This window comes from Leminorella grimontii (assembly GCF_039789245.1).
GTDB lineage: Bacteria > Pseudomonadota > Gammaproteobacteria > Enterobacterales > Enterobacteriaceae > Leminorella > Leminorella grimontii.
This window is the reverse complement of record NZ_CP146357.1, coordinates 208,925-235,445: the sequence shown is the minus strand read 5'-3', so window position 1 is coordinate 235,445 and position 26,521 is coordinate 208,925. Positions and strand designations below refer to the sequence as shown.

Below are 26,521 nucleotides of genomic sequence, written 5' to 3'. Positions count from 1 at the left end.
CTAATTTGGACGTCACTGGACATGGTAGAAAAAGTTACAAAGAAAAATCGTAAAGAAGACATTCTGCAGGCGTTAGCCCAGATGCTGGAGTCAAGCGACGGCAGCCAGCGCATTACGACCGCCAAGCTGGCAGCGAACGTTGGCGTGTCCGAAGCGGCGCTTTATCGCCACTTTCCCAGCAAAATGCGGATGTTTGACAGCCTGATCGAGTTTATTGAGGACAGCCTCAACAGCCGCATCAATCTGATACTGCAGGATGAAAAAGACACCTTTCACCGCATTCGCCTCATTATGCTTCTCATTCTGGGCTTTGCGGAAAAGAATCCGGGGTTGACGCGGATTATGACCGGCCACGCCCTGATGTTCGAACAGGACAGGCTTCAGGGAAGGATAAACCAGCTGTTTGAGCGGATAGAAACCCAGCTGCGGCAGGTGCTGCGGGAAAGAAAGCTGCGCGAAGGAGAGTCTTTTGCCTATGACGAAAGCCTGATAGCCAGCCAGCTGCTCGCCTTTTGTGAAGGTATGATGTCCCGCTTTGTACGCTCGGAGTTTCGCTACCGCCCGACGGAAGAGTTTGAGCTACGCTGGCCGATGCTGGCGCTTCAGCTTCAGTAGCCTATACGGCGCGACGCATATATGGAGAGGGGCGGTGTTAACACCGCCCCTCTTTATTTCCGAACTTGGAAACAGGTTATTTAGCAGCTGGCGATACCGATGCTGCGCCATAGAGCGGCGCGTTCACCTCTTCACGCACGTTGGCTACGTCCTTTTCCGTAACGGGTTCAGCCTTATTGCCCCAGCTGTTGCGAATAAAGTTGACCACGTCGGCCACCTGCTTATCCGTAAGTCGAGTAGCAAAGTCAGGCATAGCATAAGGCGTAGGCGCTTTAAACGTAGACGGCAGAGTTCCCCCTTTCAAAATGATATGAATCAGGGACGTTGCGTCTTTAGTGGCTAACGCGGAATTACCCGCCAACGCGGGGAAAACCTCCGCATAGCCTTTGCCGTCAGTACGGTGACAGGCGGCGCAGCTGTCAACGTATACGCTGGCGCCTACGGCGCTGTCGTCACCGTTAAACAGCGCCTTATAGGCCGTATCGTCATACTTAAACGGCTTTTGACCCGCATCAACCGGCGGCAGCGATTTAAGATAGCGGGCAATCGACGTCAGATCCTCCTGCGTCATGTACTGCATGCTCTGCGTCACCACGTCGCTCATGGCGCCGAAAACCGCCGTATGCTCGGTGCGGCCGGTACTCAAAAACTGCACCAGCTGCGCCTCGCTCCAGCTTCCCAGCCCGTCGCGCAGGTCGCCCCGCAGGTTTTTCCCTACCCAGCCTTCCATCGCATCGCCGCCGGATAGATAAAGCGCCCCCTCTTGCGCAGTCAGCGCTTTTTCCTGCATGCCGATGCCGCGAGGGCTATGGCATGCGCCACAGTGCCCTAATCCCTCAACGAGATAGGCGCCGCGGGCGATGACAGGATCCTGCCCGGACGCGGGTTCAAACGCCTTCACTTCCGGCGCAAACATCCAGCGCCAGGCCGTCAGCGGCCAGCGCATAGAGAGCGGCCAGGTGATATCCGTAGGCTTATTTACCTGATTTACCGGCTGCACGCCGTGCATAAAATAGGCATACAGCGCGCGCATGTCCGCATCGGTGACTCGAGCATAGGAAGGGTATGGCATCGCCGGGTAGAGAGTATGCTCCTTGCCGATACCGTGACGCACGGCGTTGTCGAAGTCCTCGAAGCTGTACTCGCCGATCCCGGTTTGCTTATCCGGCGTAATGTTAGTGGAATATATCGTTCCAACGGGTGATTCCATCGGCAGCCCACCGGCGAACGGCTTGCCGCCCGACGCCGTGTGGCAAGCGACGCAGTCGCCGGCGCGGGCCAAATATTCACCCTGTTTGATTAGCGTTGCGTCCTTATAGTCAACCGACTCAGCCGCGAAAAGCGGCGCGCTCAGCCCCAGAGCCAGCCCAGCGGCGAAAAGAAGTCTGTTCATCATCGTCTCCTCCTTACGCCTGAACCAGCGGGCCAGGATTTTTAAGATACTGTTCGCGAATCGCATTCGCAGACCAGTACGCCAGCGCACCGACCAACCCGGTTGGGTTATAGCCGAAGTTCTGTGGGAACACGCAGGCGCCCATCACGAACACGTTCGGCACGTCCCAGCTTTGCAGGTAGCGGTTAACCACGCTGCTGCTGGGATCGCTGCCCATAATCGCGCCGCCGGTGTTGTGGGTCGTCTGATAGGGCCGCGTATCGTACTGGGCGCCAAGCTTCTTCACATTGACCTTGTACGATTCCGGATTCATGGCTTTGGCAATCTCACCGGCTTTGTTAGTGGTGAACTGCGCCATCTTGATCTCGTTATCGTGCCAGTTAAAGGTCATTCTCAATAAGGGCTGGCCGTTACTGTCAGTATAATTAGGGTCTAGATCGAGGTAGCTATCGCGATAGGACATCACTGACCCCGAAGAACCGATGCTCATCGCGCGCTGATAGCTGTCCTGTATCGCTCCCTTCCATTCGCTGCCCCAGGCCGGCGTTCCGGCCGGTACCGTCGCCTGCTTGATCGGGCGACCGCCGGAGCGGTGGTGGTTAATGTTAGCGCCGCCGATAAAGCCGAGCGGGCCGTGATCGAAATTGTCGCCGTTAAAATCATCGATAGCCTGCCCGCCGGCGCCGGTGCCGATAAACGGGTTGAGCGTCGTTCCCTTAGGCATCATCACGCTTACGGACGTCAGCATCTGATAGGCGTAGTTGCGCCCGACGACGCCTTCATTGGTAATCGGATTATAGGGTTTCCCTATCTTGGAAAGCAGCAGCAGGCGCACGTTGTGCATCTGGAAGGCGCTCAGAATAACGATATTGGCCGGTTGCTCAATCTCTCGTCCCTGAGCGTCGATATAGGTCACGCCGGTCGCCTTTTTACCGGTCGAATCCAGATTTACGCGAATGACCTGAGAATGGGTGCGAAGCTCAAAGTTAGGCTTTCTTAACAAAACGGGCAGGATGGTCGTCTGCGGAGAGGCCTTGGAGTAAAGATAGCAGGCGTAGTGCTCGCAATAGCCGCAGAAGTTACAGGGGCCAAGGCGCACGCCATAGGGGTTGGTATAGGGCTCAGAGGCGTTGGATGCCGGAATAGGGAACGGCTTATAGCCCAGCTCCTGCGCAGCCTTGGCAAACAGCGTGGCGCTATAGACGTCTTTTAACGGCGGCAGCGGGTACTCTTTGCTGCGCGGCGCCTCAAGCTGGTTACCGCCCTCCTGCTTCTGCCCGTTAATGTTGCCCGCGCGCCCGGAGACGCCGCAAACGTATTCGAACTTGGTGAAATAGGGCTCCAGCTCGTCGTAGGTGACGCCGAAGTCCTGAATGGTCATACCCTCGGGAATGAAGCTCTTACCGTAGCGTTCCTCATAGTGGCTGCGAATTCTCAGCTCTTCCGGAAACGCGCGCCAGTGGAGGCCGTTCCAGTGGAAGCCTGCTCCACCTACCCCCGTTCCCAGCAGAAACGAGCCGTGCTGGCGATAGGGAACCGCCTGCTCGCCGGTCGAGTGGCGAATAGTGACCGTCTCCTTGGAGAGGTCCTGAAACAGCTTGCCGCGCACCGAATAGGCCAGCTCGTCGGCGACGTTTGGATATTTCCCTTCGGTGGGCGTGTCGTGCATTCCACCGCGCTCGAGCGCCAAAACGTTCAGGCCCGCTTCGGTCAACTCCTGCCCCATAATAGCGCCGGTCCAGCCGAAGCCCACCAGCACAACGTCCACAGGTTCTTTTTTAATTGTCATTTTCCATTACCCCCGTTCGCCGGAAATAGATACCGGCCCTAACGGATAAGGCCTGTCCGAATGTTCTACCCAGTCCATAAAGTCGGCCCGGGCGCCGGGGAAACCAATCATTTTCCATCCGGCCAAATGGCGATTGCCGCCGTACTGAGGATCGGCAAAATAGCCCTCTTTGGTATTTGCCAACAGGAATGAAAAAAAGGTTTTTGACGGGACGTCGGCCAGCTCAATCTTTCCGCTTTCCAGCTGTTTCAGGACGGCCGTCTGCGCCTCTTTATCCAGCTCGGCGAACGTCTTTTTATACTGCTGCTGGCACCACTTATCGCAGCCGGCGATGCCCAAACGATATACGTCTCTGGGCGCAAGTTTCAGCTGATAGCCGAACTCAGGCGCAGCATCCGGGTGAAACGGCCCCTTCATATACCAAAGCTCACCGCGACCGTAAGGCGTATCCATCTGCTTATCGATGAACTCCGGCACGCAGGCGGTAATAGCGCCTGCGCCGTACCGATCTTCAGGGATAAGTAGATCGCAGGCCGCCATAACAAAGGCCCATTCGGCTTCGGAAAAAAACGTAGGTCGGTATTTATTGAGAGGCGTGGGGGATTCTGCCTGGGCGATATTGCTCACTAATCCGCCGCCGGCAACGGCAACAACCGGGATGATTCCAAGCCCTTTGCGTAGAAAATCACGCCTGGCGTTGGAGTGTTTGGTCTCTGACATAGGCTTCCTCGCTGCTTTTTTGTTATTTCTGTTTTTTATTATCCGGTTAAGGCACAACAAAAACTCCCATAAATATTAACGATAAATTTACATTTCAAAGGAACATATTGTGCTAAAAAGGTAAAAATAACCTTATTAATTGTAGGCTGTTTTTAAGAGCAACGCTTAGCGTGGAAAAAAAGGTGCCGAAAAAAGGGGGATCAGAGAAAAGAAAAACGCTTTCACAATAGGCATAATGCAATTTAAAAGGCCCCGACAGAGCGATTCTGCCGGGGCCTCGTTTTCAAACGCGTTCAGGGATTATTTAAACTTCTGGAAGAAGTCATTGCCCTTGTCGTCAACCAGAATGAAGGCCGGGAAGTTTTCAACTTCAATCTTCCAAATGGCTTCCATATCCAGCTCCGGATAGGCTACGCACTCAAGCTTCTTAATGCTGTTTTGCGCCAGTACGGCAGCCGGGCCGCCGATGCTGCCCAGATAGAAACCGCCGTGCTTCTTACAGGCGTCGGTTACCTGCTGGCTACGGTTGCCCTTCGACAGCATGATCAGGCTTGCGCCGTGGGACTGGAAGGCATCAACATAGGAATCCATTCGGCCTGCGGTCGTTGGGCCTAATGAGCCAGACGCATATCCCTCCGGCTTCTTCGCCGGCCCCGCGTAGTAAATCGGGTGATCTTTAACGTACTGCGGCAGGTCCTCGCCTTTGTCCAACATTGCCTGCAGGCGCGCGTGAGCGATGTCGCGAGCAACGATGATGGTGCCGGTTAAGGATACGCGGGTAGAGACCGGATACTTCGACAGGTCAGCCAGCACTTCCTTCATTGGACGATTGAGATTGATGTGAACCGCTTCGCCTTCGCCAGCGTTACGGTACTCTTCTGGAATGTACTTGCTCGGATTATCTTCCAGCTTCTCGATCCAGATGCCGTCTTTGTTGATTTTTGCCTTGATGTTGCGGTCAGCGGAGCAGGAAACGCCCATGCCGATCGGACAGGAAGCGCCGTGACGCGGCAGGCGAATAACGCGGATGTCGTGTGCGAAGTACTTGCCGCCAAACTGAGCGCCGATGCCCAGTCCCTGCGCCGCCTTAAGCAACTTCTCTTCCATTTCCACGTCGCGGAAAGCGCGGCCGCCTTCGTTGCCGGTAGTCGGCAGTTCGTCGTAATACTTGGCGGAGGCCATCTTAACCACTTTCAGGTTAGTCTCAGCCGACGTGCCGCCGATAACGAAAGCAATATGGTAAGGAGGGCAGGCCGCCGTACCGAGGCTCTTCATTTTCTCAACCAGGTATTTTTCCAGCTTTTCAGGCGTCAGCAGCGCTTTGGTTTCCTGATATAGCATGGTTTTGTTGGCCGAGCCGCCGCCCTTAATGATGCACAGGAACTTGTATTCTGAACCTTCGGTGCTGTAAAGATCGATTTGCGCCGGCAGGTTACAGCAGGTGTTGATTTCGTCATACATGTTCAGCGGCGCGTTTTGAGAGTAGCGCAGGTTGTCGTTGACGAAAGTATTGAATACGCCGCGGGACAGCGCTTCTTCATCATCGCAGCCGGTCCAGACGTTTTGGCCTTTTTTGCCCATGATGATAGCGGTGCCGGTGTCCTGACAGAACGGCAGAATGCCCTTGGCCGCAATTTCCGCGTTGCGTAAAAACGTCAGCGCAACGTACTTATCGTTTTCGCTGGCTTCCGAGTCCGCCAGAATCTTGGCAACCTGCGCCTGGTGAGCCGGGCGAAGCAGGAAAGAGGCGTCATGAATGGCGTGCTGAGCGACCAGCGTCAGCGCTTCCGGTGCGACTTTAAGGATCTCATGCCCTTCGAATTCGCTAACGGAAACGTGATCTTTGGTCAGTAAATAGTATTCCGTTTTGTCCTCTCCCATCGGGAAAGGCTCTTGATATTTAAATTCAACGTTTGACATTGCTCCAGCCTTTTATTCGTTATTTAGAAATAGAATACGGTCATTTTAATTAGGATAGATGCCCGAGTACCACGGACACCATAAAGTAAGGGAATGCTTTAGACAATAGCCGATGGACAGATTTAGCCAGTAAAGCCAACAATCTCATAACCCATTAACTTTACTAACATTTATTTAATTTCATTATGAATTTAATGAACTTAAAAAATCTAAAAAACGCCTAAAGAAAAGCATTACAACGACCAACGCGCTTCTTCAAAATTACGTATTAAAACGCGTGCCGCTCACAAATAAGCGGCACGCAATTGCGCAATTACAGGAAGCCGTACAGGCCGGCGAATACCCAGCCAAATACGCACGATACGCCCACGCCAATTAACCCAGGCAGAATGAAGCTGTGGTTAATGACAAAACGACCGATGTGAGTGGTGCCTGAACGGTCGAACTGGATAGCGGCCAGGTCGCTCGGGTAGGTCGGCAGAATGTAGTAACCATAGCAGGCCGGCGCGGAAGCCACGATGTAAGCAGGATCGACGCCTATCGCCAGCGCAACGGGAACGATCGCCGCCAGCGCCGCAGCCTGAGAGTTTACAAACTTGGATACCAGCAGCAGAACGATAGCGTAAGCCCACGGATATTCTTTCACCATTTCGCCCAGCACGCCTTTAATCTCAGACATGTGCGCGCCAAACATGGTTTCCGCCATCCACGCGATGCCGTACACCGCAACGATAGCTATCATCCCCGAACGGAACACTTCGTTTTTAGAAATCGAAGCTGGGTTTGTTTTGGTAATGATAATAATCAGCGCGCCGGACAACAGCATGAACATCTGAATGACCAGCACCATCGACAGCGGCTTGTCCCCGAAGGAAGGACGCAGCTCGGAGAACGCGCCCAAAATAGCGACCACGGCAATAGAAGCCAGGAAGATCCACATGGCGACCCAGTTGCTGGTCGGCAACTTCTTATCCAACAGCGTTGCGGTATCGCCGTACACATAGTGGCGGTTCTCCGGCGTAGAAATGAACTTCTGGAACTCTTCGTCCTTATCCAGATCCTTACCGCGGAACCAGCTGAAAATGCCGATAGCCAGAATGCCCAGCAGCGTAGACGGAATGGTAATTGACAGAAGATCTAAAAACTCCAGATGCTTGCCGTTAAACGTAAAGTTGCCGAGCATCGCGACCAGCGAAACCACCGCAACGGAAACCGGGCTTGCAATAATACCCATCTGTGCGCCGATAGAGCTTGCCGCCATCGGGCGCTCGGGGCGGATATTGTTCTTAATGGCGACGTCATAAATAATCGGCAGGATCGTATACACCACGTGGCCGGTACCGCACAGAATGGTCAGCGTACAGGTAACGAACGGCGCAACAATAGAAACATACTTGGGGTTACGACGCAGAAGCTTTTCAGCAATCTGCAGCATAACGTCCAAACCGCCTGAAGCCTGCAACGTCGCCGATGCGGCCACGACGGCAATAATAACCAACATTACGTCAACCGGCGGCTTACCCGGCTGAAGATGAAATACAAAGACTAAAATAACCAGACCGATACCGCCTAAAAGGCCAAGCGCAATACCGCCTTTTCTGGCTCCGTAGAACAAACAAATCAATATAATAATTAGCTGTATAGCAAATTCCATGTATACCCCCGAGCAAACCCATTAACGTCAAAAAATTAAAAATCAAAAAAATGGCACTACGTTGTCGTTCGTTTTTTATTTATCAGCATCCCCCGTCACATTGCCTAGAGATAAAACGACTACATCACCTTTGTAAACTTAGGAAGTATTAATAAAAATAATTTCATGACCCCTTAAGCTCTTTTGACTATATAGCCTTTAAAATTTTTATTTTTTGATGCAGGTAAAATTTTTACCCATTAATGATTATTATCAATTAAATTCATTTAATATCAATAAGTTATGACAGAATAAACGGCTGAGCCACATTGGTTTCAAAAGTTAATTGCGTGTGAATGCGAGCCGATAATATTCAGACAACACGGTTACTTTATTAACTTAAAAATAACAATAACGAATGAAAATTTAAATCTGGATGATTAGAGAAGATAATACATGCGATAAAAAGAGACGCGTATCACTTTTATTCATAATAAAAAACACAATAAAAAGCAGAATGCAGGGATTTCTATAATAGAAAAATATCCCTTTTAATTAGAAAAGAGGCTCACTATTTCCTCTTAAAAAATGGGGTTACTATCGTTTTATCTTATGAGCTTTAGAAAAGGTTCCTCATTAAGCGTATATCCCCCTCGCTCTAAAGCGTTAGTGAAGAATACTCAATAGAAGTCATTTCTTCCCGTCATAACTCAATCCCAAAAGGTAAAAAGCAAGGCGGAGCACAGCCGCATCGACCAAGAGGAACGAAGCGCGACGCACGATCCACACAGGGATTTTCTGGGAGAGATGTATAAACCGATTGCAGCTTATCTTTTACTACTCACGCAGGTAGTATATACACGTACTTATTTTATGGAGCCCCTTATGACAAAGCCCCTTTCTGCCGATCAAGAGCTGATATCCGATATCGTCGCCTGCCAGCTGGTTATAAAGCAAATTCTTGATGTGCTTGACGTCATCGCCCCGGTCGAGGTGCGCAATAAGATGTCGGCCCAGCTAAAAAACATCAACTTTGCCGGCGGCGCGACGGAAGATCCCATCACGATGCGCGCGGTCCAAAAGGCTATTGCTCTGATTGAACTGAAGTTCGCCGAACAAAAATCAACCCACTAGTCGATGTCGTCACGCACGGACGCTACAGCCTTTATGGAGTATAAAGATGACGGACAAACAGCAACAATGGCAAACTCAGGCAATTGAGTTCGCCCAAAAAATTAACGCCTACGTCGCCAAAGGCATAAGCGAAGGCTGGGATAACGTGGGCGAACAGCCCAATTCTCCGCAGCTTGACGAAGCGCTGCCGACGCTGCTTGACGCCCTGCGCAAGGCTAACCAAGGCGACGTTCGTCAGGACGTCAAAGCGCTGTGGCCGATTTCATATGAAATGATCCACCCGCTTCTCGATGACAACGGGCAAAACATTTCGGCGCTTTGCGCACTGCCTGACGGCAGCCTGCTGGCGCGCATCGGAGCGACCTATGAGCCTGGCCGCGTGGTGCGTATCCGGGGCGATGAGGTTACCGAACTGGAAGATATAGAATTTTTTGGCCGCTGCCCGCAAAGACGTTTCTATGCTATAGCCAACGCACGGGGCATTATCGTCACCGACGGCTGGCAAGGCCCACAGGTTGCAACCTTCTCTTGGCCGCAGGGAGTTGAAGATCTCCCTGAAGGAATATCAGTCACGCCGCTATCCGGTATCCCGCGCCCAACCCAGCTTATCCCCTTCCCTGACGGAAAGCGGGTGCTTCTGGTTTCCAGCGACGGCATCTTTGTGCTGAGCCAAAGCGGCGTACGGCGCCTGTTCCCTACCTGCGCACAGCTTGAACAGCTGCGCGACGACCTCGCTCAGAATGAAGACTTTGCTGACGAAGAGCTGCCGCTGGGGCTATCAATGGAGCACGGCGCCATTTCTCCCGATGGAAAGCTTATTGCCGTAGGCGCTCAGGACGGTCGCCACGCAGTATTTAACGACGCTCTTGACTGCATCGCTCAGGTCGGACCGCACGGAGAATATCCTCACTATGCGCTGTTTAGCGCCGACGGGAGCCACTTGGCGATGAACGCCTGCCACTTTTACAACGGCGCAACCATCGCAATGCCGACGGAGCTGCTGCCCGGCACCGACTCTGACTACTACGAAGATATTGACGGTCTGACCGTTATTGAGCCCGGCGCGCGCGTTTATGCGGGCACGGCCCGAGGGGACGAATTTATTCTCGGCGACGCCTACGGCTACCTTCGCGCAGTCACCGCCGACGGTCAGAGCCGCTGGCAGCACTTTATCGGCTCAACCATAAACGCAGTAGACATCTCTGCGGACGGAAAAACGCTGTTTGCTTCAACCTGCGCAGGATTTATTTCCGTCATTGAGTTAGATGCTGGCCGACAGCAGCCCTATCAGATTGGCAACGGCGGCCACTACGAACATCGCCGATGGCTGTTCTGGAAAAGCGAAGATTTGCCGCTGGCGTGGTAGAAACCTGAAACGATGCGGGGTGAGTAAAGCATCCTCTACTCACCCCGCATTGTACAACCTTTAGACGAAGTTAAATTTTGCAACCTTCGCAGTCGCTTTCGTCAAAGGTTTGCTCTGGCAGCTCGCTGGCCTTCTCGGCCACCTTCTTTTCCGCCTCTTCTAATTCGGCGTCGATATCAAAGTCAAAAACGTCATCGCTCACGTAGTCGGTCTCCCCTTTAATTAACAAATGGATAGGCATATTGCCATTGAGGTAATGGCCTATAACGACCTATAGTATATCCCATCCTTCTCGTTACTCTGAAAGCAACGCATTCTATGGCTCTGTTTCTCAAATCCCTTATCGGCGCGGGCGTCGTTATTCTGATTTCGCTGCTGTCGAAGTCCAAGTACTACTATATCGCCGGGCTTGCGCCGCTGTTTCCCACCTTTGCGCTTATAGCCCACTACAGCGTCGGTTCAAGCCGCCCGGTCGCCGATCTGCGCGAAACCATCCTCTTTAGCGGCTTTGCCACCATCCCAATGCTGACCTATCTGGTCGCGCTGTATGCGCTGGTCGGCCACTTCCGACTGGTGCCTTCGCTGCTGATGGCCTGCCTGGCCTGGGGGATCGCCGCCTGGATTTTGGTCACCCTCTGGGGGCAGTTTCACGGCCACTAGTTAGGGTTTATCGGCGTTCGGCCTAGAGCGTCATCACCATTTCATGCCACGCCATGCCGCCGTGATCGGACTCAGAGGGCCTGACGTAGCTAAAGCCGAATTTAGCATACAGCGAGACGTGACGCTCCTTGCACATCAGGTGAATGGTCTTTTTCCCCATATCAGCCATGCGCTCAATAAACGCCTTCATTAGGAGGGATGAGTACCCCTTTCCCTGAGAATCAGGGTGAACCACGACCGACATAATAACGACGTTGGGCGCCTGCGGATCGTGCCCCACCAGCTCTTTAAACTCTTCGTCAGACATCACAACGTCGTAGGCGCAGCCGCTGTTAATAAAGCCGACCACGCCCTCAGGCGACTCCAGAACGATAAATCCTTCCGGATAAACCGCAATCCGCTTGGTGATTTTTTCAAGCGTTGCCGCTTCATCGCCCTCATACGCACCGATCTCAATGTCATAGCACCGGCCTGCGTCTTCGGCGCGCGCGGCTCTTATCACTAAATCTTCCACAGTGGATACCCTGTTCCTGTTTTAACCTGTCTTAACTAAAATTCAGCACGCTGCCGACGCCAACTTCCTTAACGTTCAGCGCGCCGGCCAGCGCTACCTTCGCGTTCAGGTCGGTACAGTGGCACGGATAAAGCGTATCGGGAGCATGTCGCCTTAGGCCCTCCACCGTACGAGCCATCAGCCCGTCTGCCGCCTTCTGCAGGTGGAATCCGCCGATAACCGCCTGTAGGCGATCGTCTCCGGTAACGGCGATGGCGTAGTCTACGATGTTACAGATGCCGGAATGGGAGCAGCCGGTGATCACCACGATGCCCTCTTTGCCGGTATAGACCAGCGCGCTGTCATCCAAAACCCTGTCGCCAACCAGGCCGCCGCTTTCGTCCTTAACCTGCCCGACCGGCCTTTGCGCCTCAAAATCATTTGCGCGAGGGATTTCGCCCAAAAAGATCAGGTTCTCGGTAACGCGGTAGGGCGCTTTAGTGACGACTTTATCGAGATAGTTTTCATAGCAGTCCGGCGGAAAGTTTACGCCAATCACCTTGTCGCCGTGATATTTGGCGATAAACGCATCCGGGTGGGCAATAAGCTTAATGCGCAGTTCAACCGGCCTGTCGCTGCGATCGAAATACTGCATCAGGTGCCCAAGCCCCCAGGTGTGATCGTTGTGACCGTGGGAAAGTACGATAGCCTCAACGCCCTGGAGATCGACGCCCAGCGTTTGCGCATTCGTGATAAAGACGTCGGAGTAACCGGTGTCCAGCAGAACGCGATGACCATCAACCTCGATGTGATAACACACCCCCGGTTCTCCCACCAGATAGCGATCGATAAGGGTATTATTGTCGAGCAAAACGGTAAGCTTCATGGGATCCCTCGTTCAGAAGCGCAAAAATGCACCTACGCACTATAAGAACTCAGTCTCAAGACCGCAAGCCGCTTTTGGAGTGTCAAGCAGACCGATATTTTCAATCGAGCCGACGCTACTTCACCACGCTGATTTTATCTATCGTCGCCACGTCGTTTGGCATTGTAAGCTCCAAAGCCACGCTATCACCCTCATTAATCCCCTGTAAAAGCGCCTTATCGACAATCGGGAACGGCATCGTCATCTCTTCCCAACCCAGGCTCTCAATCGGCGGATGATGAATAATGATAAGGCCCCTGTCGGCATCCACCTGCTTGACTATCCCTTTCGTATAGTGACGCTCTTCCCCTGCTTTCGGCCCACTGCTGACGGCTTTACTCTCGCCGTGATTCGCATGCTCCTCATGCGCATAGGCCTGCCCGGCCATTGACAGCGTAAACGCCAGCAGCGCAGATAAAACGGTAAACGGCTTTTTCATTATTAACGTCCTGATATTGATGAAAGAGGAATATCCACATCATACATAAACGGTAATGAGAATTGTTTGAAAAAATTTCATAAAGCGAAATTGATGCATTTATGTCCAAAAAAGCAGCGTTTCTTTGATATACGTTCTCTACAAGGCGCGCTAAAGCGGCTATTATCACCGCCAGTATTTAAACCCGCTCAAGACCCACAATGAAAAAATGTCTACTCTTGTTCGTTAGTGCAATATTACTCTGCGCCTGCGAGCAAACCGCAGGAGAAAAAGTGATGGGCTATCTCAACACGCGCGATAGCCATCTGCTGTCTCCCAGCATATCCGCCAAGTGCCCTGGCGGAATAGATAAGCTGGCGATGCTGGAACATAACCCGCTGCCTCCGGACAACGAGTACTACGCTCTCAGCCAGTACCTGTACGGGGAAATCACCTACAAAATCCGCTCTGAAAGAAAAGACGGCGATCGTATCATCGTCACCGTTGAGCAAATGATCCCACGCGAGCTCATCAACGCCGACTTTTTCAAGCAGGCCAAAGAGGGAAAGATTGACGACGCACATCTCAGGGTATATCAGCACCTTAAGTCGCTTTACGACAGTCGTAAGCTTAACGACCTGGCGAAAGAGCCCAACTACTTCAACTGGGTCGTGCTAAAAGACGGCGTCGCGCCGGAGCTGTCGCCGGGGCAGCTGACGCTGTGTAATCAAAGTGAGTAAAAGGGCGGCGTTTGGTCGCCTGCTATAGAAATCGCCCGGAGCAGGGCACTATTAATGGAATAATTGAAAGAGAATCAGTATGGATACAACACGACTAACCTTCACTATTGCCTCTTTGGCCGTTGGCGCGGTTTCAACCGGGCTAATATTCTTTTTACTGCATAGGCTCTATTTAAAAAAATGGCATGCGGTTGCTTTCCTCTATGGCGCAATATCCTCGCTTGCCTGTTCTGCCGTTACCTATGGAATAACGTCGACGATAGTATCAGTCCCCTCCATGATCGAAAAGCTATCGCTTCCCCACTATATTACGATCGTGACGCTATTTAACTCGCTGCTGCTGGCTCTGCCGGCGACGTACTTATTTAGAAACGGCACGATAAAAAATACGCTGTCTTTATTTGCTATAAATACGTTTATTTTATTTATATATAAAAAGCTCACCGGCGGAATGATTTCCTTAATGCTTTTCTATTTATTCTACGGCTGATATAGACGTTCAATTATCGCCTCGCCGTTGGCGGGGCTTCTTGCGTAACCCCTCCACTAAATAGAATTTTTTCATTTTTCATCAATTAGTTATTTAATTTACACAACAATAAAAATATAATAACCATCGTCGATTATCGACTTTTATTACTATTTTTTTATTAAGGATGATGGCAATGAAGAAGGCGATTTTAGCCGCTGTAGTACTTTTCTCTCTTAACGCATTCGGCACGGCCAGCGCGGGTGAACATACCGTCACGCTGGGCTATGCGCAAAGCGACGTTCAGGACTTCGACGATATTGACGGTATTAACGTCAAGTATCGCTATGAGTGGGATTCTCCGTTAAGCCTTATCGCATCGTTTACCTATATGAGCGGCGATGTCTCAAACGAGTATCGGTTAGACTATGACGCGGTAAAAAACAAAGGCGACATTGACTACTACTCTCTGGGCGTGGGTCCAGCCTACCGTATTAACGACATGTTCAGTATTTATGGACTGGTAGGTTTTAACGTTAACGACGTCAGCTATTCCAGCACCTGGTACAACAACGTTTACTACAGCGGCACGCCTGACTACGTTGGCAAGGTCAGCGGCAGCGAAACCAAAACCTCCTTCATGTACGGCGCTGGCGTGCAAATCAATCCGATGCCGAACCTGACGATTGACGCGGGTTATGAAGGCTCCCAGTTGGACGTTGACAGCAAAAGCTACTCGATCAACGGATTTAACGTTGGCGTAGGCTACCGCTTCTAATTTTTGCTCGTAAAAAAGCCCGCGGTTCAAACGAAGCGCGGGCTTTTTCTTAACCTATCAAAAGGTCACATCCCCAAACGCCCTTTAGCTTGCGCAATGGCGAGCGCCACCTGCGACGGCGCAACGCCGCCCTTGGCGCAGCGCTTCTCAAGGCAGGACTCCAGCGACAGCGCCGGGTAAACGTCCTCCTCAATCACCGGGCTAAACGCTTTCAGCGCATCAAGGGGTAACGCTTCCAGCGCCTTGCCCTGCTTAATTGCGCCGAGCACCGCCGCGCCGACGATGTGGTGCGCTTCGCGAAACGGAATGCCCTTAGCGACCAGATAGTCCGCCAGCTCGGTCGCGTTGGCGTAGCCCTGTTGGGCGGCCTCTTGGCAACGCGGGCGGCGCACCTGAATGCCGTCCAGCACCAGCGCGGCCATGTGCAGGCAGTCGAGCCAGGTGTCCAACGCGTCGAAAATGCCCTCTTTGTCTTCCTGCATGTCCTTGTTATAGGCCAGCGGCAGCCCTTTTAAGGTCATCATCATGCCGGTCAGCGCGCCTTGTACGCGGCCACACTTGCCGCGAATCAGCTCCAGCGCGTCCGGGTTCTTCTTCTGAGGCATCAGCGAAGAGCCGGAGGTTACGCGGTCGGACAGCTCGATAAAGCCGGATTCGCCGCTGTTAAAGAAAATCATGTCTTCGGCAAAGCGCGACAGGTGGATCATGCTGATAGAGGCGATAGAAAGCAGCTCCAGCACGTGATCGCGGTCGGAGACGCTGTCCAGGCTGTTGCGGGTAGCTGCGCCAAAGCCCAGCCAGCCGGCCAGCTGGTCGCGGTCGATAGCATAAGCGGTTCCCGCCAGCGCGCCACAGCCCAGCGGGCTGGTGTTCATGCGTTCAAGCGCGTCCTGAAGGCGGCTTTCGTCGCGCGCCAGCATCTCCACGTAGGCCAAGCTCCAGTGAGCGAAGGTGACCGGCTGAGCGCGCTGAAGGTGGGTATAGCCGGGCATCACGGCGTCCTGATTCTGCTCGGCGGTGGCTACCAGCGCCTGCTGCAGCTCTCTCACCGCAGTCAAGAGCACGTTGACCTGATCCTTACACCAAAGCTTCAGGTCGGTCGCCACCTGATCGTTGCGGCTGCGGCCGGTGTGAAGCTTCTTGCCCAGGTCGCCCACTTTGCCGATAAGCTTCTGCTCAACCCAGCTGTGGATATCTTCCGCATCGCTTTCCAAAATCGCCTGCGGTGCGCTGCGCACCTCGGCTAAAAGCTCATTTAGCGCCGCTTCGAGCGCCGCCTGTTCCTGTGCGCTCAGTACGTTCACCGTCACCAGCGCCTTTGACCACGCCACGGAGCCGATGATGTCCTGCTCGGCCAGACGATAATCGAAAGGTAAAGAGTCGTTAAACTGCTTAAAACGGTCGTCCGCCGCCTGACTAAACCTGCCGCCCCACAATGCCATCGCTTTCTACTCCTAAAAATCGGGGCGATAGTCACTATCGCCCCGGGCTTTTGTATTCGCCAAAGCATAACGCCTTCGCGGTAAAACGTTAATCGCTTTCTTAGAGCCTGCCCCATTAGGCGTATATTGTTGCAGGAATTTTGAACACGGACAGCGCGCAGCAACCGGAGCGTACACGTAGTACGTGAGGATTGCGAGCACTGCCCAGGTTCAAAATGACAAATAAAATAGCCCAATGGGGCTGGCTCTTATTCACGCCAAAATTCGGGTGCCCACCGGCACGCCGTTAAACAGCGCGGGCAGCTGCTCCGCATGGCGCCAGCTGGCGATGTCTACCGGGCGGCCCAGCGCTCGGGCCGCGTCCAGCGCCGCGTTGACCTTCACCACCATACCGTCGGTGATAATCCCCTGTTCAATCAGCTTTTCAGCCTTTTCCGCCGTCATTTCGGCGATCCGCTGGCCTTTACCGTCCAGAATGCCGCTCACGTCGGAAAGCAGCACCAGATCCGCCCCCAGCGTCGCCGCCAGCGCGGTGGCCGCCTGATCGGCGTTGACGTTCATTAGCTCGCCTTCGGGCGTAATGCCGATGGAACTTACGATGGGCAGAAAGCCGCCGGCCAACAGGGTTTGGATAAGCCCTTTGCTCCCCACCGTCGCTTCGCCCACGTGGCCCAGATCTTCAGACAGCCTGCGTACTTCCACCATGTTGCCGTCAGCCAGACACAGGCCGACCGCCTCAATGCCGTGCTTTCTGGCCGCCGCCTGCAGGGTTTTGTTCGCGGTGCCTGCCAGCGCGCCGGTAATGGTGCCTATCTGATCGGCGGGCGTCACCCGAAGACCGTTGCGGCGAACCACCGGCAGCGCCAGCTTTTTCATCAGCTCATCCACCACGCAGCCGCCGCCGTGCACAATCACCAGCTCGCGCTGATGCTTTTGCCGATAGGCCGCCAGTGCAGAGAACAGGCGCGCCATCGCTTCATCGCTGTCCAACAGGGCGCCGCCGAGTTTGATAATTAACGGATTCATTGCCTTCTCCCTAAATCAAGGACTGCGTTTCGTCAAAACCAAAGCGCAGGTTCATGCACTGCACGGCCTGGGCCGCTGCGCCTTTTAATAAGTTGTCTTCCGCCGCTACGACGATCAGATGCTGGCCGTCCACCGCAAGGCCGATATCACAAAACGGCTGGCAGATAACCGATTTTAGCGCCGGGAAGCCCTTTTCATAGACCCGCACCAGCGGCTTATTGTGATAGGCGCTATAAAACGCGCTTCTGACCTCATCCTCGCCCACGCCCGGCCTAAGCCGACAGGTAATGGTCGCCAGAATGCCCCGCGGGAAGCTGCCCAAGTGGGGGGTAAAGATAACCGGAATTCCCAGATGGGCGGCAATTTCCGGCTGATGGCGATGGGTAAACACGCCGTAAGGCTGTAGCGTCACCTCGCAAAAGCTGGTGGTCATGCTCGCCTTGCGCCCGGCGCCGCTGACGCCGCTGACGGCGTTAATCACCGGCCACTGCTGCTCGTCCAACAGGTTTGCCTCCACCAGCGGCTTAAGCGCCAGCTGTGACGCGGTAGGATAGCAGCCGGCCACCGCCACCAGGCGAGCCTGCTTGATTTTTTCCGCCTGCCATTCGGCCAAGCCGTAAACCGCTTCCGCCAGCAGGCCTTGATGCTGATGGGTAAAGCCGTAATACTGCGTATAGAAATCAGGGCGATTGACGCGAAACGCCCCCGACAGGTCGAACACCGCACAGCCGGCCGCCAAAAACTGCGGCGCCAAATCGTGGCTGACCTCGTGCGCCGTCGCCAAAAAGACCACGTCAATGCCCTTGGCAGCCTTGGCGACGTCGTCCAACGGGTTGAGGGGAAGATCCACCAGCCCCTTAAGCTGGGCATGTAAATCGGAGATCTTTTTCCCTGCGTCGGCGCTCTGCGCCGATACCCACAGGCTCTCAAGCTGAACGTTCGGGTGGCGCCGCAAATAGCTCGCCAGCTCCGCGCCGGTATAGCCGCTGGCACCTACAATAATGGTTTTAAGCATAGAAGATAGACCTGTCTGTACGCCCGGCGCATTTGGCAATCGCCGTGCGCTTACGGTAATGTGAATACAATGACGTTTAAGGTACGAAATTCTGTTCCCTTAGACAAGGGCTTAATGTATTTTTATGCAATAAAAATGAATTTATATTGGATTTATACTCCAAAAATAACTTAAAAGGCGGTCTGCAGTGAATAACCAGCTTCCCTCATTTATGGAGATCTATCGCCAGCTGATAGCGACCCCCAGCATCAGCGCTACCGATGCTTCGCTCGACCAAAGCAACGAAACGCTGATAGGCCTTTTAGCCGGTTGGTTCGAGTCTCTGGGATTTCGCGTTGACGTACAGCCGGTGCCGGAGACGCGCAATAAGTACAACCTGCTGGCTTCGCTCGGCGAAGGGCCCGGCGGGCTGCTGCTGACCGGCCATACCGATACCGTGCCGTTTGACGACGGCCGCTGGAGCCGCGATCCCTTTAAGCTCGTGGAGCACGACAATAGGCTTTACGGCCTGGGCTCCACCGATATGAAGGGCTTCTTCGCCTTTATTCTTGACGCGCTTAGGGATATCGACAGGGGCAAGCTGACGCGCCCGCTCTATGTGCTGGCCACCGCCGACGAAGAAACCTCGATGGCCGGCGCGCGCTACTTCGCCTCCTCCGCTAACATTAAGCCCGACTGCGCCATCATCGGCGAGCCCACGTCGCTCAAACCGGTGCGCGCTCACAAGGGCCACATGGCCGACGCCGTACGCATTGTCGGGCAGTCAGGCCACTCCAGCGATCCGGATCGCGGCGTCAACGCCATCGAAATCATGCATGACGCCATCGGCCGCCTGATGCAGCTCAGAGACAGCCTGAAAGAGCGCTATAGCCACCCAGCGTTCGCCATCCCCTATCCCACCATGAACTTCGGCCATATTCACGGCGGCGATGCGCCAAACCGCATCTGCGCCTGCTGCGAGCTGCACCTTGACGTGCGGCCGCTGCCCGGTATGACGCTGGCATCCGTCGATGAGCTGATAAGCCAGACGCTGGAGCCCGTTAGCCAGCGCTTTCCGGGGCGCGTCAGCGTTGAGCCTTTGCACGCCTCCGTTCCCGGCTACGAGTGCCCCGTCCACGCGCCGCTGGTTGAGGTAGTAGAAAAACTGGTCGGCGACCGGGCCCAAACCGTCAACTACTGCACCGAAGCGCCCTACCTTCAGCAGGTATGCCCAACGCTGGTGCTTGGCCCTGGTTCTATCGAACAGGCGCACCAGCCGGACGAGTTTTTAGCAACCTCCTTTATTCAGCCCACGCGTGCGCTGCTCACGCAGCTTATTCACCACTTTTGCCGTACGGCATAAGCGCGGCTCCCGCCCCTTCGGGCGGGTAGCCTATTTCCGCCTTTTCATCCTGATAAGTAGATTTTTTTGTTAACTTCGCCTATTGATAAGAAATGCTTAAAGGATTCAACAAAGGGGTGGAAATACGTATTTTGTGTGATACAACTCTAACTTTAGCGATCAAAATAGATCGACAACGCAGCAATCTTCATAACTATCCATAAAACCAAACGACACTAACCGGGCTGGAGACACATGAACGAACAATATTCCGCAATGCGAAGCAACGTCAGCATGCTCGGCACACTGCTTGGCGACACGATAAAAGACGCGCTGGGAGAAGAGATCCTCTCCCGAGTGGAGAGCATCCGTAAGCTGTCAAAGTCCTCCAGAGCAGGCAATGAAGCAAATCGTCAGGCCCTGCTGTCTACGCTGCAAAACCTGTCTAACGAACAGCTTTTGCCTGTCGCCAAAGCGTTTAACCAGTTTCTTAACTTCGCCAACACGGCAGAGCAGTACCACACTATTTCATCCCACGGCGAAGCGGCGAACAACCCAGAAGCGTTTGCCGAACTGTTCCGCCGCCTGAGGGAAAAGCACATCGACGATGCGGGAATTAAAAAGGCCATCGAACAGATTTCCATTGAGCTGGTGCTGACCGCCCACCCAACGGAAATCGCTCGCCGCACCATGATCCACAAGCTGGTTGAGGTCAATAACTGCTTAAGCCAGCTCGACCACAACGATCTCGCCGACTACGAGCGAGACAAAATCATGCGCCGCCTGCGCCAGCTGGTAGCCCAGTCGTGGCATACCGATGAGATCCGAAAGCTCAGACCGACGCCGATTGACGAAGCCAAGTGGGGCTTTGCCGTGGTGGAAAACAGCCTGTGGGAAGGCGTTCCCGCCTTTATGCGCGCGTTCAACGACCAGCTGGTTGAAGCCTTTGGCCAGCACCTGCCGGTCGAATCCGTGCCGGTGCGCTTCACCTCCTGGATGGGAGGAGACCGTGACGGCAACCCCAACGTCACCGCCAAAATTACCGAACACGTGATGCTGTACGGCCGCTGGAAGGCCGCAGAGCTGTTCCTAAACGACGTCCAGGTGCTGGTGTCCGAGCTGTCGATGTCCGACTGTACGCCGGAGCTGAGGGCGATGGCGGGCGGCGATGACGTGTTAGAGCCTTACCGCGAGATTATGAAAAAGCTTCGCGCGCAGCTGATTTCCACTCACGCCTACCTGACCGCCCGCGTCAACGGCGAGCGGGCCGCCCGCCCAGACGATCTGCTGGTCTACAACGAGCAGCTCTGGGAGCCGCTGTTTGCCTGCTATCAGTCCCTAAAGGCCTGCGGTATGAGCATTATCGCCAACGGCCAGCTGTTGGACACCCTGCGCCGCATCGGCTGTTTCGGCCTGCCGCTGGTGCGTATCGATATCCGTCAGGAAAGTACCCGCCACAGCGACGCCTTAGCCGAGCTGACGAACTATCTTGAGCTCGGCGACTACGACAGTTGGTCAGAGCAGGAAAAGCAGGCGTTTCTGGTCAAAGAGCTGCAGTCCAAGCGCCCACTGCTGCCGCGCGACTGGCAGCCCAGCGCCGAAACGCAGGAAATTCTCGATACCTGCAAAGTCATCGCTAAAGCGCCCAGGGGCTCCATCGCAGCCTACGTGATTTCCATGGCTCGCACGCCGTCGGACGTGCTGGCGGTCCACCTGCTGCTAAAAGAGGCAGGTTGCGACTTCGCGCTGCCGGTCTGCCCGCTGTTTGAAACGCTGGACGACCTGAACAACGCCAACGACGTGATGACCCAGCTGTTAAACATCGACTGGTACCGCAATTTTATCGGCGGTAAGCAGATGATCATGATCGGCTACTCCGACTCCTCGAAGGACGCCGGCGTGCTGGCCGCCTCTTGGGCGCAATACTACGCGCAGGAAGCGCTGATAAAAACCTGCGAAGCCTTTGGCGTCGAGCTGACGCTGTTCCACGGTCGCGGCGGCACCATCGGTCGGGGCGGCGCGCCGGCCCACGACGCGCTGCTGTCTCAGCCGCCTGGCTCGCTTAAGGGGGGCCTGCGCGTTACCGAACAGGGAGAAATGATCCGCTTCAAGTTCGGCCTGCCGGAAGTGACGGTCGCCAGCCTGACCAACTACGCCAGCGCGATCCTGGAGGCCAACCTGCTGCCGCCGCCGGATCCGAAGCCGCAGTGGCGCACCATCATGGACGAACTGTCAGCCTACTCCTGCAAAGAATATCGCAACGTCGTTCGCGAAGAGCCGGACTTCGTCCCCTACTTCCGCTCGGCAACGCCGGAGCAGGAATTAAGCAGGCTCCCGCTCGGCTCTCGCCCCGCCAAGCGAAACCCGAAAGGCGGCGTTGAGAGCCTGCGCGCCATCCCCTGGATCTTCGCCTGGACGCAAAACCGCCTGATGCTCCCCGCTTGGCTTGGGGCCGGAGCCGCACTGCGCCACGCCATTGAAAACGGCAGGCAGCAGGAACTGGAAGCCATGTGCCGCGACTGGCCGTTCTTCAACACCCGCATCAACATGCTGGAGATGGTCTACGCCAAGGCCGACCTGTGGCTGGCGGAGTACTACGACCTGAGGCTGGTGGACAAAAACCTGTGGCGCCTGGGACAGCGGCTTCGGACCCAGTTGGAAGAAGACATTGACGTGGTGCTCACGCTGGCTCACGACACGAAGCTGATGGAAAAGCTGCCGTGGATCGCCGAGTCGATTTCGCTGCGCAACATCTACACCGACCCGCTGAACGTACTGCAGGTTGAACTGCTGCACCGTTCCCGCCAGCAGGAAACCGCCGATCCGCGCGTTGAGCAGGCGCTGATGGTGACGATCGCCGGGATTGCGGCAGGGATGCGCAATACGGGGTAGTTCGAGGCCTTGTATAGAAAGGCCGCTCGCAAGAGCGGCCTGCTTACTCTACCCGATTTAAAATCCGTTCAAGAAAATCATCCAGCCCGTGCCGAGCTAAATACTCCCGCACTTCCCGCTCCCACGATTCGCCGCTGCCTAAAATCGCGCGGCTGCGGGTAGTCCCATGGCTGTAGCGGTCGTTATACAGGCCTATCAGCGCCTTATTAATGCTGTCTACGTTTTTTTCCGGTTTCTCAAGCTGCCGCTCAATTGCCTTGACGATCCGCGCCTGATGTTCCGGATCGGGCGGAATCACACTCTCCGACATCTCGGTAATCATCAGAAAATCAGGGGGAACGCCCTCTTCGATCGCCGCCTGTAAGCGGCAGTGGCCGTCCAGAATAACGTATGACGCAATCCCTGCGATATACCACACCAGCACCGGCGGCAGGCTGCCTTCCCGGCACTTTTTACGCCACCACTTAAGTCGACCATCGTCCGGCCTAACGGCGTAGCGGCCCCGTAGCAAATAGCCGCCCCACCACCAGTCGACGAAGGATACGCATTCCAGATTGAGTAAATCGGAAAAATCTTCACCATAGAGCGTCCAGCAAAAGTCGTGCGATGAATCCAGAGTGGGCGATTTAAAATGCCATTCTTCAACGGGCTGAGGCGGATTAAACTTATAGGGAGAAGAAGGAGGGCAATAGTACATAGGAAGCAACCGCCACCGACCTGCCGATAGCAAAGGAGACTCAACGTCGGCCAAACGCTCGGCGAAATAGCGGCTCCACCATGCCATCCTCTGCGCAGGATCGACACGCTTCGCCGCTTCGACGTCAGCGGAAGCCACATGCGGCAGCAGCGTCGACTGCACCCGATGATCCTCATTTATCACCAGCCATACGCCCGAGTGATCTTCCAGCACGGTAGCCCAAAACAGCGGCTCGCCGCCGATCCACAGCGACATGCGGCCCCGATGACCGCTGACCATTTCCATGGTTTTATCAGAACGTTCGCTGACGCCTATCGTCAATTCCAAGCCTTGCCAGCTCTGGGCACTATCCAAAACGTCCTTCCACCAACGGTGCGCCATTCTATGCTTCCCTATTTATTGCGCGTTTTCATCCAGACTTCACCGAACCCGGCTAGGGTAAGCCAAGAAACGGTAAAAACTCCAAACGGTAAGGATACTATGTTTATTGGTCATCTTCCCGCCGGTTACTTAATCGGCACAACGCTGGTAGAAAAGCTTGGCGTTGCCAAAGATAGTGTAAATCGCTTTTTAGGATGGTGCATGGTTGGCGCGCTTGCGCCGGATATCGATCTGCTCTATTTCTACCTGTTCGACCAGCGTCAGCATCATCACCACACCTACTTTACCCACTACCCGATCGTTTGGGCCGGGCTGCTGGCGATAGCGTTCGTCTGGTTCCGGCTGACGCCGAAGAAGTCAACGGCGGTGCTGGCCGTGGCGTTTTGCCTCAATGGATTCGTTCACCTGCTGTTGGACAGCATCGTCGGCGACGTTTGGTGGCTGATGCCGTTTATCGACCGGCCGTTCTCCCTGTTTCATATTGAGGGCAGATATCATCCGTGGTGGTTGAATTTCATCCTGAACTGGTCGTTTGTGCTGGAGCTGCTGCTGGTAACGGCTGCCGTATGGCGGTGGAGGAAGCGTTCCGCTGCGCTTCGGTTTGAGGAAACATAAAAAGTAATCAGACCAAAGGCCAAACTCTTAACCGCCGCTGACGACAGCGGCGGTTAAGTCCCGATGGATCGCGGCAAAGCCCCAACAACATCGCAGATGCCTTAATCAAACGGTATAAACTTGCCGTCGCGGCGAACGAATATCCGATTGGTCAGAGAATAGTCTTCCCCCTTGTACACAACGTCCGCCATCAATCGCAGCGCTTTGGCCTTTTCCGGCTCATTGCGCGTGAACATGAGCATGCTGCGGCAGGGAATAGCGACCAGCAGTTCACCTTCGCCTGGGGCAAACTGTTCGTTATCCCACAGCTCGTCCATCAGCAACATGCTGGCTTCATACGTTTCTCCTGCCGAGATAACGGAGAACGTTGACGTATGCTCGACGCTCACTTCTGACACACAGCTTCGCAGGTTAGTCATCGCCAATTCCCTCACCTCATCGGGCGAAAGCCCCAACGCTTCGATTTCGCTGCGCATGAGATAACGCATATTCTCGTCACGATCTTCTGCATAAACCACCAGCAGCTCATCATTATATACTTCGTAGGCGTAGTCTAACGAGGCTTCCAACGCGGTGGGATCTGACTCCAGCTGGCTTAGCTGTCGCCGGACGTCCTCCAGCCATCCTTTGTTTTTAATGACCGGAATAATACGCCCCTCGGCCTGTAACGCCATTCCATCTGGCTGCACGGCCTGAGCGATGGACTTAATAAACATTTCAACAATACCGGAAAGGGTTTCAGGATGAGATTGGTAGTGGGAAAAAGCATTATCAAGATGCATAACGAAAAACAGCCCTTGGTCGTTTTCGATACGAATCTCTCCTTCCGTAACAATCGTTACTTCCAAATCTGGCTGAGCCTGACGCAACGCTTTGGCGAAATGATCGGTGAAATCAACATAAGACATAGCCGCAGTTTTCCCAAACAAACGGCTGAACCATTTTTTCATTTATTTGATTCCTTTCATTAAGTTATATGTTGGTACTTTTATCGACAAAATTTCCCTAAAAGCACACGGCGCTCTCATTTAAGAAAAGCGCCGTCCAAGTATAACAAAATAGTTTCAGATGAGATAATTCACACCGGTCTTACCCCCAGCGTATGGCAAATCGCATAGCTCAGTTCGGCCCGGTTCAGGGTATAGAAGTGGAAATCCTTCACCCCTTCGCGACAGAGGATTTTCACCATGTCCATGGCGATGGAAGCGCCCACCAGCTTGCGGGTTTCCAAATCGTCGTCCAGCCCGTCGAACACCTGACTCATCCACTGCGGCACACGCACGTTGGTCATTTTGGCGAAACGCTGGAGCTGCTTAAAGTTGGACACCGGGAGAATGCCCGGCACGATTTCAACGTCGATGCCGGTCGCCACGCAGCGATCGCGAAAGCGCAGGTAGCTCTCCACGTCAAAGAAAAACTGCGTAATGGCGCGGTTAGCGCCAGCGTCGACTTTACGCTTAAGGTTGATCAAGTCCGCCTGAGCGCTTTTTGCCTCGGGGTGAACTTCCGGGTAGGCGGCGACCGAAATGTCGAAATCTCCGACGCCCCTTAGCAGCTCAACCAGATCGGCGGCGTACATTTCCGGCTGGCCGCCGCCCGGCGGCAGATCGCCGCGCAGCGCGACGATGTGGCGGATGCCGCTGTTCCAATAGTCTTTAGCGATGTCCAAAAGCTGCTCGCGCGTGGCGTCGATGCAGGTCAGGTGGGGCGCGGCGGTAAGCCCGGTCTTTTCTTTGATGCCTTTAATTATGCCGTGGGTGCGGTCGCGTTCGCCGGAGTTGGCGCCGTAGGTGACGGAGACGAACTTGGGCTTCAGCGTTTTCAGGCGGTCAATAGACTGCCACAGCGTTTGCTCCATTTCCGGCGTGCTCGGCGGAAAAAACTCGAAAGAGACGTTAATCTGGCCGTTCACTTCCGCCAGACTCTGGTTTAACGCTTCCCGCTGATTAGCATGAAAAAAGCTCATATCCATCCACCCTGTTTTTGTCGTGTTTGCTATAATTATACTTCTGAACGTTTAGACGTCTAAACATCCAAATAAGATGACTGAAGTTGCTGAGGCTGTCAACAGTAAAAATA

25 protein-coding genes are annotated in these 26,521 nt (G+C 54.3%); 10 read left to right on the top strand and 15 right to left on the bottom strand.

Annotated elements, in window-relative coordinates; translation table 11 throughout:
• The first annotated feature begins 21 nt into the window (after window positions 1-21).
• A complete protein-coding gene (slmA, locus tag V8L73_RS01200; RefSeq protein ID WP_027273627.1) occupies window positions 22-615 on the top strand; it encodes a nucleoid occlusion factor SlmA in 594 nt (197 codons plus the stop codon).
• Between the two features lie 76 nt (window positions 616-691).
• On the opposite strand, the gene V8L73_RS01195 is transcribed toward slmA, so the two are convergent.
• From V8L73_RS01195 to dcuB, 5 genes are all read right to left on the bottom strand, one after another.
• Window positions 692-2,008, bottom strand: a complete 1,317-nt coding sequence (locus V8L73_RS01195) for a cytochrome c (protein WP_347254845.1) — start codon at window positions 2,006-2,008, stop codon at window positions 692-694.
• 13 nt (window positions 2,009-2,021) lie between these two features.
• Window positions 2,022-3,797: a GMC family oxidoreductase gene (locus V8L73_RS01190; RefSeq protein ID WP_027273628.1), complete on the bottom strand. Its 1,776-nt coding sequence runs from the start codon at window positions 3,795-3,797 to the stop codon at window positions 2,022-2,024.
• A 6-nt stretch (window positions 3,798-3,803) separates the two neighbouring features.
• A complete protein-coding gene (locus tag V8L73_RS01185; RefSeq protein ID WP_347253942.1) occupies window positions 3,804-4,517 on the bottom strand; it encodes a gluconate 2-dehydrogenase subunit 3 family protein in 714 nt (237 codons plus the stop codon).
• A gap of 300 nt (window positions 4,518-4,817) precedes the next feature.
• A complete protein-coding gene (locus V8L73_RS01180) occupies window positions 4,818-6,437 on the bottom strand; it encodes a fumarate hydratase (protein WP_347253941.1) in 1,620 nt (539 codons plus the stop codon).
• Window positions 6,438-6,750: 313 nt separating this feature from the next.
• Complete coding sequence (dcuB, locus tag V8L73_RS01175) at window positions 6,751-8,091, bottom strand: anaerobic C4-dicarboxylate transporter DcuB (protein WP_027273631.1); 1,341 nt, start codon at window positions 8,089-8,091, stop codon at window positions 6,751-6,753.
• Window positions 8,092-8,955: 864 nt separating this feature from the next.
• On the opposite strand from dcuB, the gene V8L73_RS01170 reads away from it, so the two are divergent.
• Together V8L73_RS01170 and V8L73_RS01165 are read left to right on the top strand one after the other, a co-directional pair.
• Complete coding sequence (locus V8L73_RS01170) at window positions 8,956-9,204, top strand: DUF2766 family protein (protein WP_027273632.1); 249 nt, start codon at window positions 8,956-8,958, stop codon at window positions 9,202-9,204.
• 46 nt (window positions 9,205-9,250) lie between these two features.
• Complete coding sequence (locus V8L73_RS01165) at window positions 9,251-10,570, top strand: hypothetical protein (protein ID WP_347253940.1); 1,320 nt, start codon at window positions 9,251-9,253, stop codon at window positions 10,568-10,570.
• Between the two features lie 70 nt (window positions 10,571-10,640).
• Here V8L73_RS01165 and V8L73_RS01160 read toward each other — a convergent pair whose 3' ends face one another.
• Window positions 10,641-10,772, bottom strand: coding sequence for a hypothetical protein (locus tag V8L73_RS01160; RefSeq protein WP_255309099.1), 132 nt, complete (start codon window positions 10,770-10,772; stop codon window positions 10,641-10,643).
• Window positions 10,773-10,888: 116 nt separating this feature from the next.
• Between V8L73_RS01160 and V8L73_RS01155 the strand changes: the two genes are divergently transcribed.
• Complete coding sequence (locus V8L73_RS01155) at window positions 10,889-11,230, top strand: GlpM family protein (RefSeq protein WP_027273634.1); 342 nt, start codon at window positions 10,889-10,891, stop codon at window positions 11,228-11,230.
• Between the two features lie 22 nt (window positions 11,231-11,252).
• Here V8L73_RS01155 and V8L73_RS01150 read toward each other — a convergent pair whose 3' ends face one another.
• From V8L73_RS01150 to V8L73_RS01140, 3 genes are all read right to left on the bottom strand, one after another.
• Window positions 11,253-11,744 carry a GNAT family N-acetyltransferase gene (locus tag V8L73_RS01150; protein ID WP_422655606.1) on the bottom strand — a complete coding sequence of 164 codons (492 nt, stop codon included), beginning with the start codon at window positions 11,742-11,744 and terminating at the stop codon, window positions 11,253-11,255.
• A gap of 31 nt (window positions 11,745-11,775) precedes the next feature.
• Window positions 11,776-12,609: an MBL fold metallo-hydrolase gene (locus V8L73_RS01145; RefSeq protein WP_347253938.1), complete on the bottom strand. Its 834-nt coding sequence runs from the start codon at window positions 12,607-12,609 to the stop codon at window positions 11,776-11,778.
• Between the two features lie 115 nt (window positions 12,610-12,724).
• Window positions 12,725-13,087, bottom strand: a complete 363-nt coding sequence (locus V8L73_RS01140) for a copper-binding protein (protein ID WP_036023386.1) — start codon at window positions 13,085-13,087, stop codon at window positions 12,725-12,727.
• Between the two features lie 200 nt (window positions 13,088-13,287).
• Here V8L73_RS01140 and V8L73_RS01135 point away from each other — a divergent pair, with 200 nt between their 5' ends.
• From V8L73_RS01135 to V8L73_RS01125, 3 genes are all read left to right on the top strand, one after another.
• The gene (locus V8L73_RS01135; protein WP_347253937.1) at window positions 13,288-13,806 is read left to right on the top strand and encodes a hypothetical protein; all 519 of its coding nucleotides are present in this window, start codon (window positions 13,288-13,290) and stop codon (window positions 13,804-13,806) included.
• A 79-nt stretch (window positions 13,807-13,885) separates the two neighbouring features.
• A complete protein-coding gene (locus V8L73_RS01130; RefSeq protein ID WP_347253936.1) occupies window positions 13,886-14,296 on the top strand; it encodes a hypothetical protein in 411 nt (136 codons plus the stop codon).
• Window positions 14,297-14,471: 175 nt separating this feature from the next.
• The gene (locus V8L73_RS01125; protein WP_347253935.1) at window positions 14,472-15,053 is read left to right on the top strand and encodes an Ail/Lom family outer membrane beta-barrel protein; all 582 of its coding nucleotides are present in this window, start codon (window positions 14,472-14,474) and stop codon (window positions 15,051-15,053) included.
• A gap of 65 nt (window positions 15,054-15,118) precedes the next feature.
• Here V8L73_RS01125 and argH read toward each other — a convergent pair whose 3' ends face one another.
• The 3 genes from argH to argC all read right to left on the bottom strand — a co-directional run bounded on the left by argH (window position 15,119) and on the right by argC (window position 18,536).
• The gene (argH, locus tag V8L73_RS01120) at window positions 15,119-16,495 is read right to left on the bottom strand and encodes an argininosuccinate lyase (RefSeq protein WP_347253934.1); all 1,377 of its coding nucleotides are present in this window, start codon (window positions 16,493-16,495) and stop codon (window positions 15,119-15,121) included.
• Window positions 16,496-16,747: 252 nt separating this feature from the next.
• On the bottom strand, window positions 16,748-17,521 hold the full coding sequence (gene argB / locus V8L73_RS01115; protein WP_261831794.1) for an acetylglutamate kinase: 774 nt from the start codon (window positions 17,519-17,521) through the stop codon (window positions 16,748-16,750).
• Window positions 17,522-17,531: 10 nt separating this feature from the next.
• Window positions 17,532-18,536: an N-acetyl-gamma-glutamyl-phosphate reductase gene (gene argC, locus V8L73_RS01110; RefSeq protein WP_027273643.1), complete on the bottom strand. Its 1,005-nt coding sequence runs from the start codon at window positions 18,534-18,536 to the stop codon at window positions 17,532-17,534.
• A 187-nt stretch (window positions 18,537-18,723) separates the two neighbouring features.
• Between argC and argE the strand changes: the two genes are divergently transcribed.
• Together argE and ppc are read left to right on the top strand one after the other, a co-directional pair.
• The gene (gene argE / locus V8L73_RS01105) at window positions 18,724-19,878 is read left to right on the top strand and encodes an acetylornithine deacetylase (RefSeq protein ID WP_347253933.1); all 1,155 of its coding nucleotides are present in this window, start codon (window positions 18,724-18,726) and stop codon (window positions 19,876-19,878) included.
• A gap of 234 nt (window positions 19,879-20,112) precedes the next feature.
• A complete protein-coding gene (ppc, locus tag V8L73_RS01100; RefSeq protein ID WP_347253932.1) occupies window positions 20,113-22,749 on the top strand; it encodes a phosphoenolpyruvate carboxylase in 2,637 nt (878 codons plus the stop codon).
• A gap of 43 nt (window positions 22,750-22,792) precedes the next feature.
• Here the strand turns inward: ppc and V8L73_RS01095 are convergent, their stop codons facing one another.
• The gene (locus tag V8L73_RS01095; protein ID WP_347253931.1) at window positions 22,793-23,827 is read right to left on the bottom strand and encodes a hypothetical protein; all 1,035 of its coding nucleotides are present in this window, start codon (window positions 23,825-23,827) and stop codon (window positions 22,793-22,795) included.
• Between the two features lie 99 nt (window positions 23,828-23,926).
• Between V8L73_RS01095 and V8L73_RS01090 the strand changes: the two genes are divergently transcribed.
• Complete coding sequence (locus V8L73_RS01090; RefSeq protein ID WP_027273647.1) at window positions 23,927-24,442, top strand: metal-dependent hydrolase; 516 nt, start codon at window positions 23,927-23,929, stop codon at window positions 24,440-24,442.
• A gap of 101 nt (window positions 24,443-24,543) precedes the next feature.
• On the opposite strand, the gene V8L73_RS01085 is transcribed toward V8L73_RS01090, so the two are convergent.
• Together V8L73_RS01085 and metF are read right to left on the bottom strand one after the other, a co-directional pair.
• The gene (locus V8L73_RS01085) at window positions 24,544-25,350 is read right to left on the bottom strand and encodes a DUF1444 family protein (protein ID WP_161624108.1); all 807 of its coding nucleotides are present in this window, start codon (window positions 25,348-25,350) and stop codon (window positions 24,544-24,546) included.
• Window positions 25,351-25,520: 170 nt separating this feature from the next.
• Window positions 25,521-26,408, bottom strand: a complete 888-nt coding sequence (metF, locus tag V8L73_RS01080) for a methylenetetrahydrofolate reductase (RefSeq protein ID WP_027273649.1) — start codon at window positions 26,406-26,408, stop codon at window positions 25,521-25,523.
• Window positions 26,409-26,521 lie beyond the last annotated feature (113 nt).

What these genes read in the sequence shown, in the direction of transcription:
- slmA (WP_027273627.1), top strand. Translation starts at nt 22, where the DNA reads ATGGTAGAAAAAGTTACAAAGAAAAATCGTAAAGAAGACATTCTGCAG.
- V8L73_RS01195 (WP_347254845.1), bottom strand. Translation starts at nt 2,008, where the DNA reads ATGAACAGACTTCTTTTCGCCGCTGGGCTGGCTCTGGGGCTGAGCGCG.
- V8L73_RS01190 (WP_027273628.1), bottom strand. Translation starts at nt 3,797, where the DNA reads ATGACAATTAAAAAAGAACCTGTGGACGTTGTGCTGGTGGGCTTCGGC.
- V8L73_RS01185 (WP_347253942.1), bottom strand. Translation starts at nt 4,517, where the DNA reads ATGTCAGAGACCAAACACTCCAACGCCAGGCGTGATTTTCTACGCAAA.
- V8L73_RS01180 (WP_347253941.1), bottom strand. Translation starts at nt 6,437, where the DNA reads ATGTCAAACGTTGAATTTAAATATCAAGAGCCTTTCCCGATGGGAGAG.
- dcuB (WP_027273631.1), bottom strand. Translation starts at nt 8,091, where the DNA reads ATGGAATTTGCTATACAGCTAATTATTATATTGATTTGTTTGTTCTAC.
- V8L73_RS01170 (WP_027273632.1), top strand. Translation starts at nt 8,956, where the DNA reads ATGACAAAGCCCCTTTCTGCCGATCAAGAGCTGATATCCGATATCGTC.
- V8L73_RS01165 (WP_347253940.1), top strand. Translation starts at nt 9,251, where the DNA reads ATGACGGACAAACAGCAACAATGGCAAACTCAGGCAATTGAGTTCGCC.
- V8L73_RS01155 (WP_027273634.1), top strand. Translation starts at nt 10,889, where the DNA reads ATGGCTCTGTTTCTCAAATCCCTTATCGGCGCGGGCGTCGTTATTCTG.
- V8L73_RS01145 (WP_347253938.1), bottom strand. Translation starts at nt 12,609, where the DNA reads ATGAAGCTTACCGTTTTGCTCGACAATAATACCCTTATCGATCGCTAT.
- V8L73_RS01140 (WP_036023386.1), bottom strand. Translation starts at nt 13,087, where the DNA reads ATGAAAAAGCCGTTTACCGTTTTATCTGCGCTGCTGGCGTTTACGCTG.
- V8L73_RS01135 (WP_347253937.1), top strand. Translation starts at nt 13,288, where the DNA reads ATGAAAAAATGTCTACTCTTGTTCGTTAGTGCAATATTACTCTGCGCC.
- V8L73_RS01130 (WP_347253936.1), top strand. Translation starts at nt 13,886, where the DNA reads ATGGATACAACACGACTAACCTTCACTATTGCCTCTTTGGCCGTTGGC.
- V8L73_RS01125 (WP_347253935.1), top strand. Translation starts at nt 14,472, where the DNA reads ATGAAGAAGGCGATTTTAGCCGCTGTAGTACTTTTCTCTCTTAACGCA.
- argH (WP_347253934.1), bottom strand. Translation starts at nt 16,495, where the DNA reads ATGGCATTGTGGGGCGGCAGGTTTAGTCAGGCGGCGGACGACCGTTTT.
- argB (WP_261831794.1), bottom strand. Translation starts at nt 17,521, where the DNA reads ATGAATCCGTTAATTATCAAACTCGGCGGCGCCCTGTTGGACAGCGAT.
- argC (WP_027273643.1), bottom strand. Translation starts at nt 18,536, where the DNA reads ATGCTTAAAACCATTATTGTAGGTGCCAGCGGCTATACCGGCGCGGAG.
- ppc (WP_347253932.1), top strand. Translation starts at nt 20,113, where the DNA reads ATGAACGAACAATATTCCGCAATGCGAAGCAACGTCAGCATGCTCGGC.
- V8L73_RS01095 (WP_347253931.1), bottom strand. Translation starts at nt 23,827, where the DNA reads ATGGCGCACCGTTGGTGGAAGGACGTTTTGGATAGTGCCCAGAGCTGG.
- V8L73_RS01090 (WP_027273647.1), top strand. Translation starts at nt 23,927, where the DNA reads ATGTTTATTGGTCATCTTCCCGCCGGTTACTTAATCGGCACAACGCTG.
- V8L73_RS01085 (WP_161624108.1), bottom strand. Translation starts at nt 25,350, where the DNA reads ATGTCTTATGTTGATTTCACCGATCATTTCGCCAAAGCGTTGCGTCAG.
- metF (WP_027273649.1), bottom strand. Translation starts at nt 26,408, where the DNA reads ATGAGCTTTTTTCATGCTAATCAGCGGGAAGCGTTAAACCAGAGTCTG.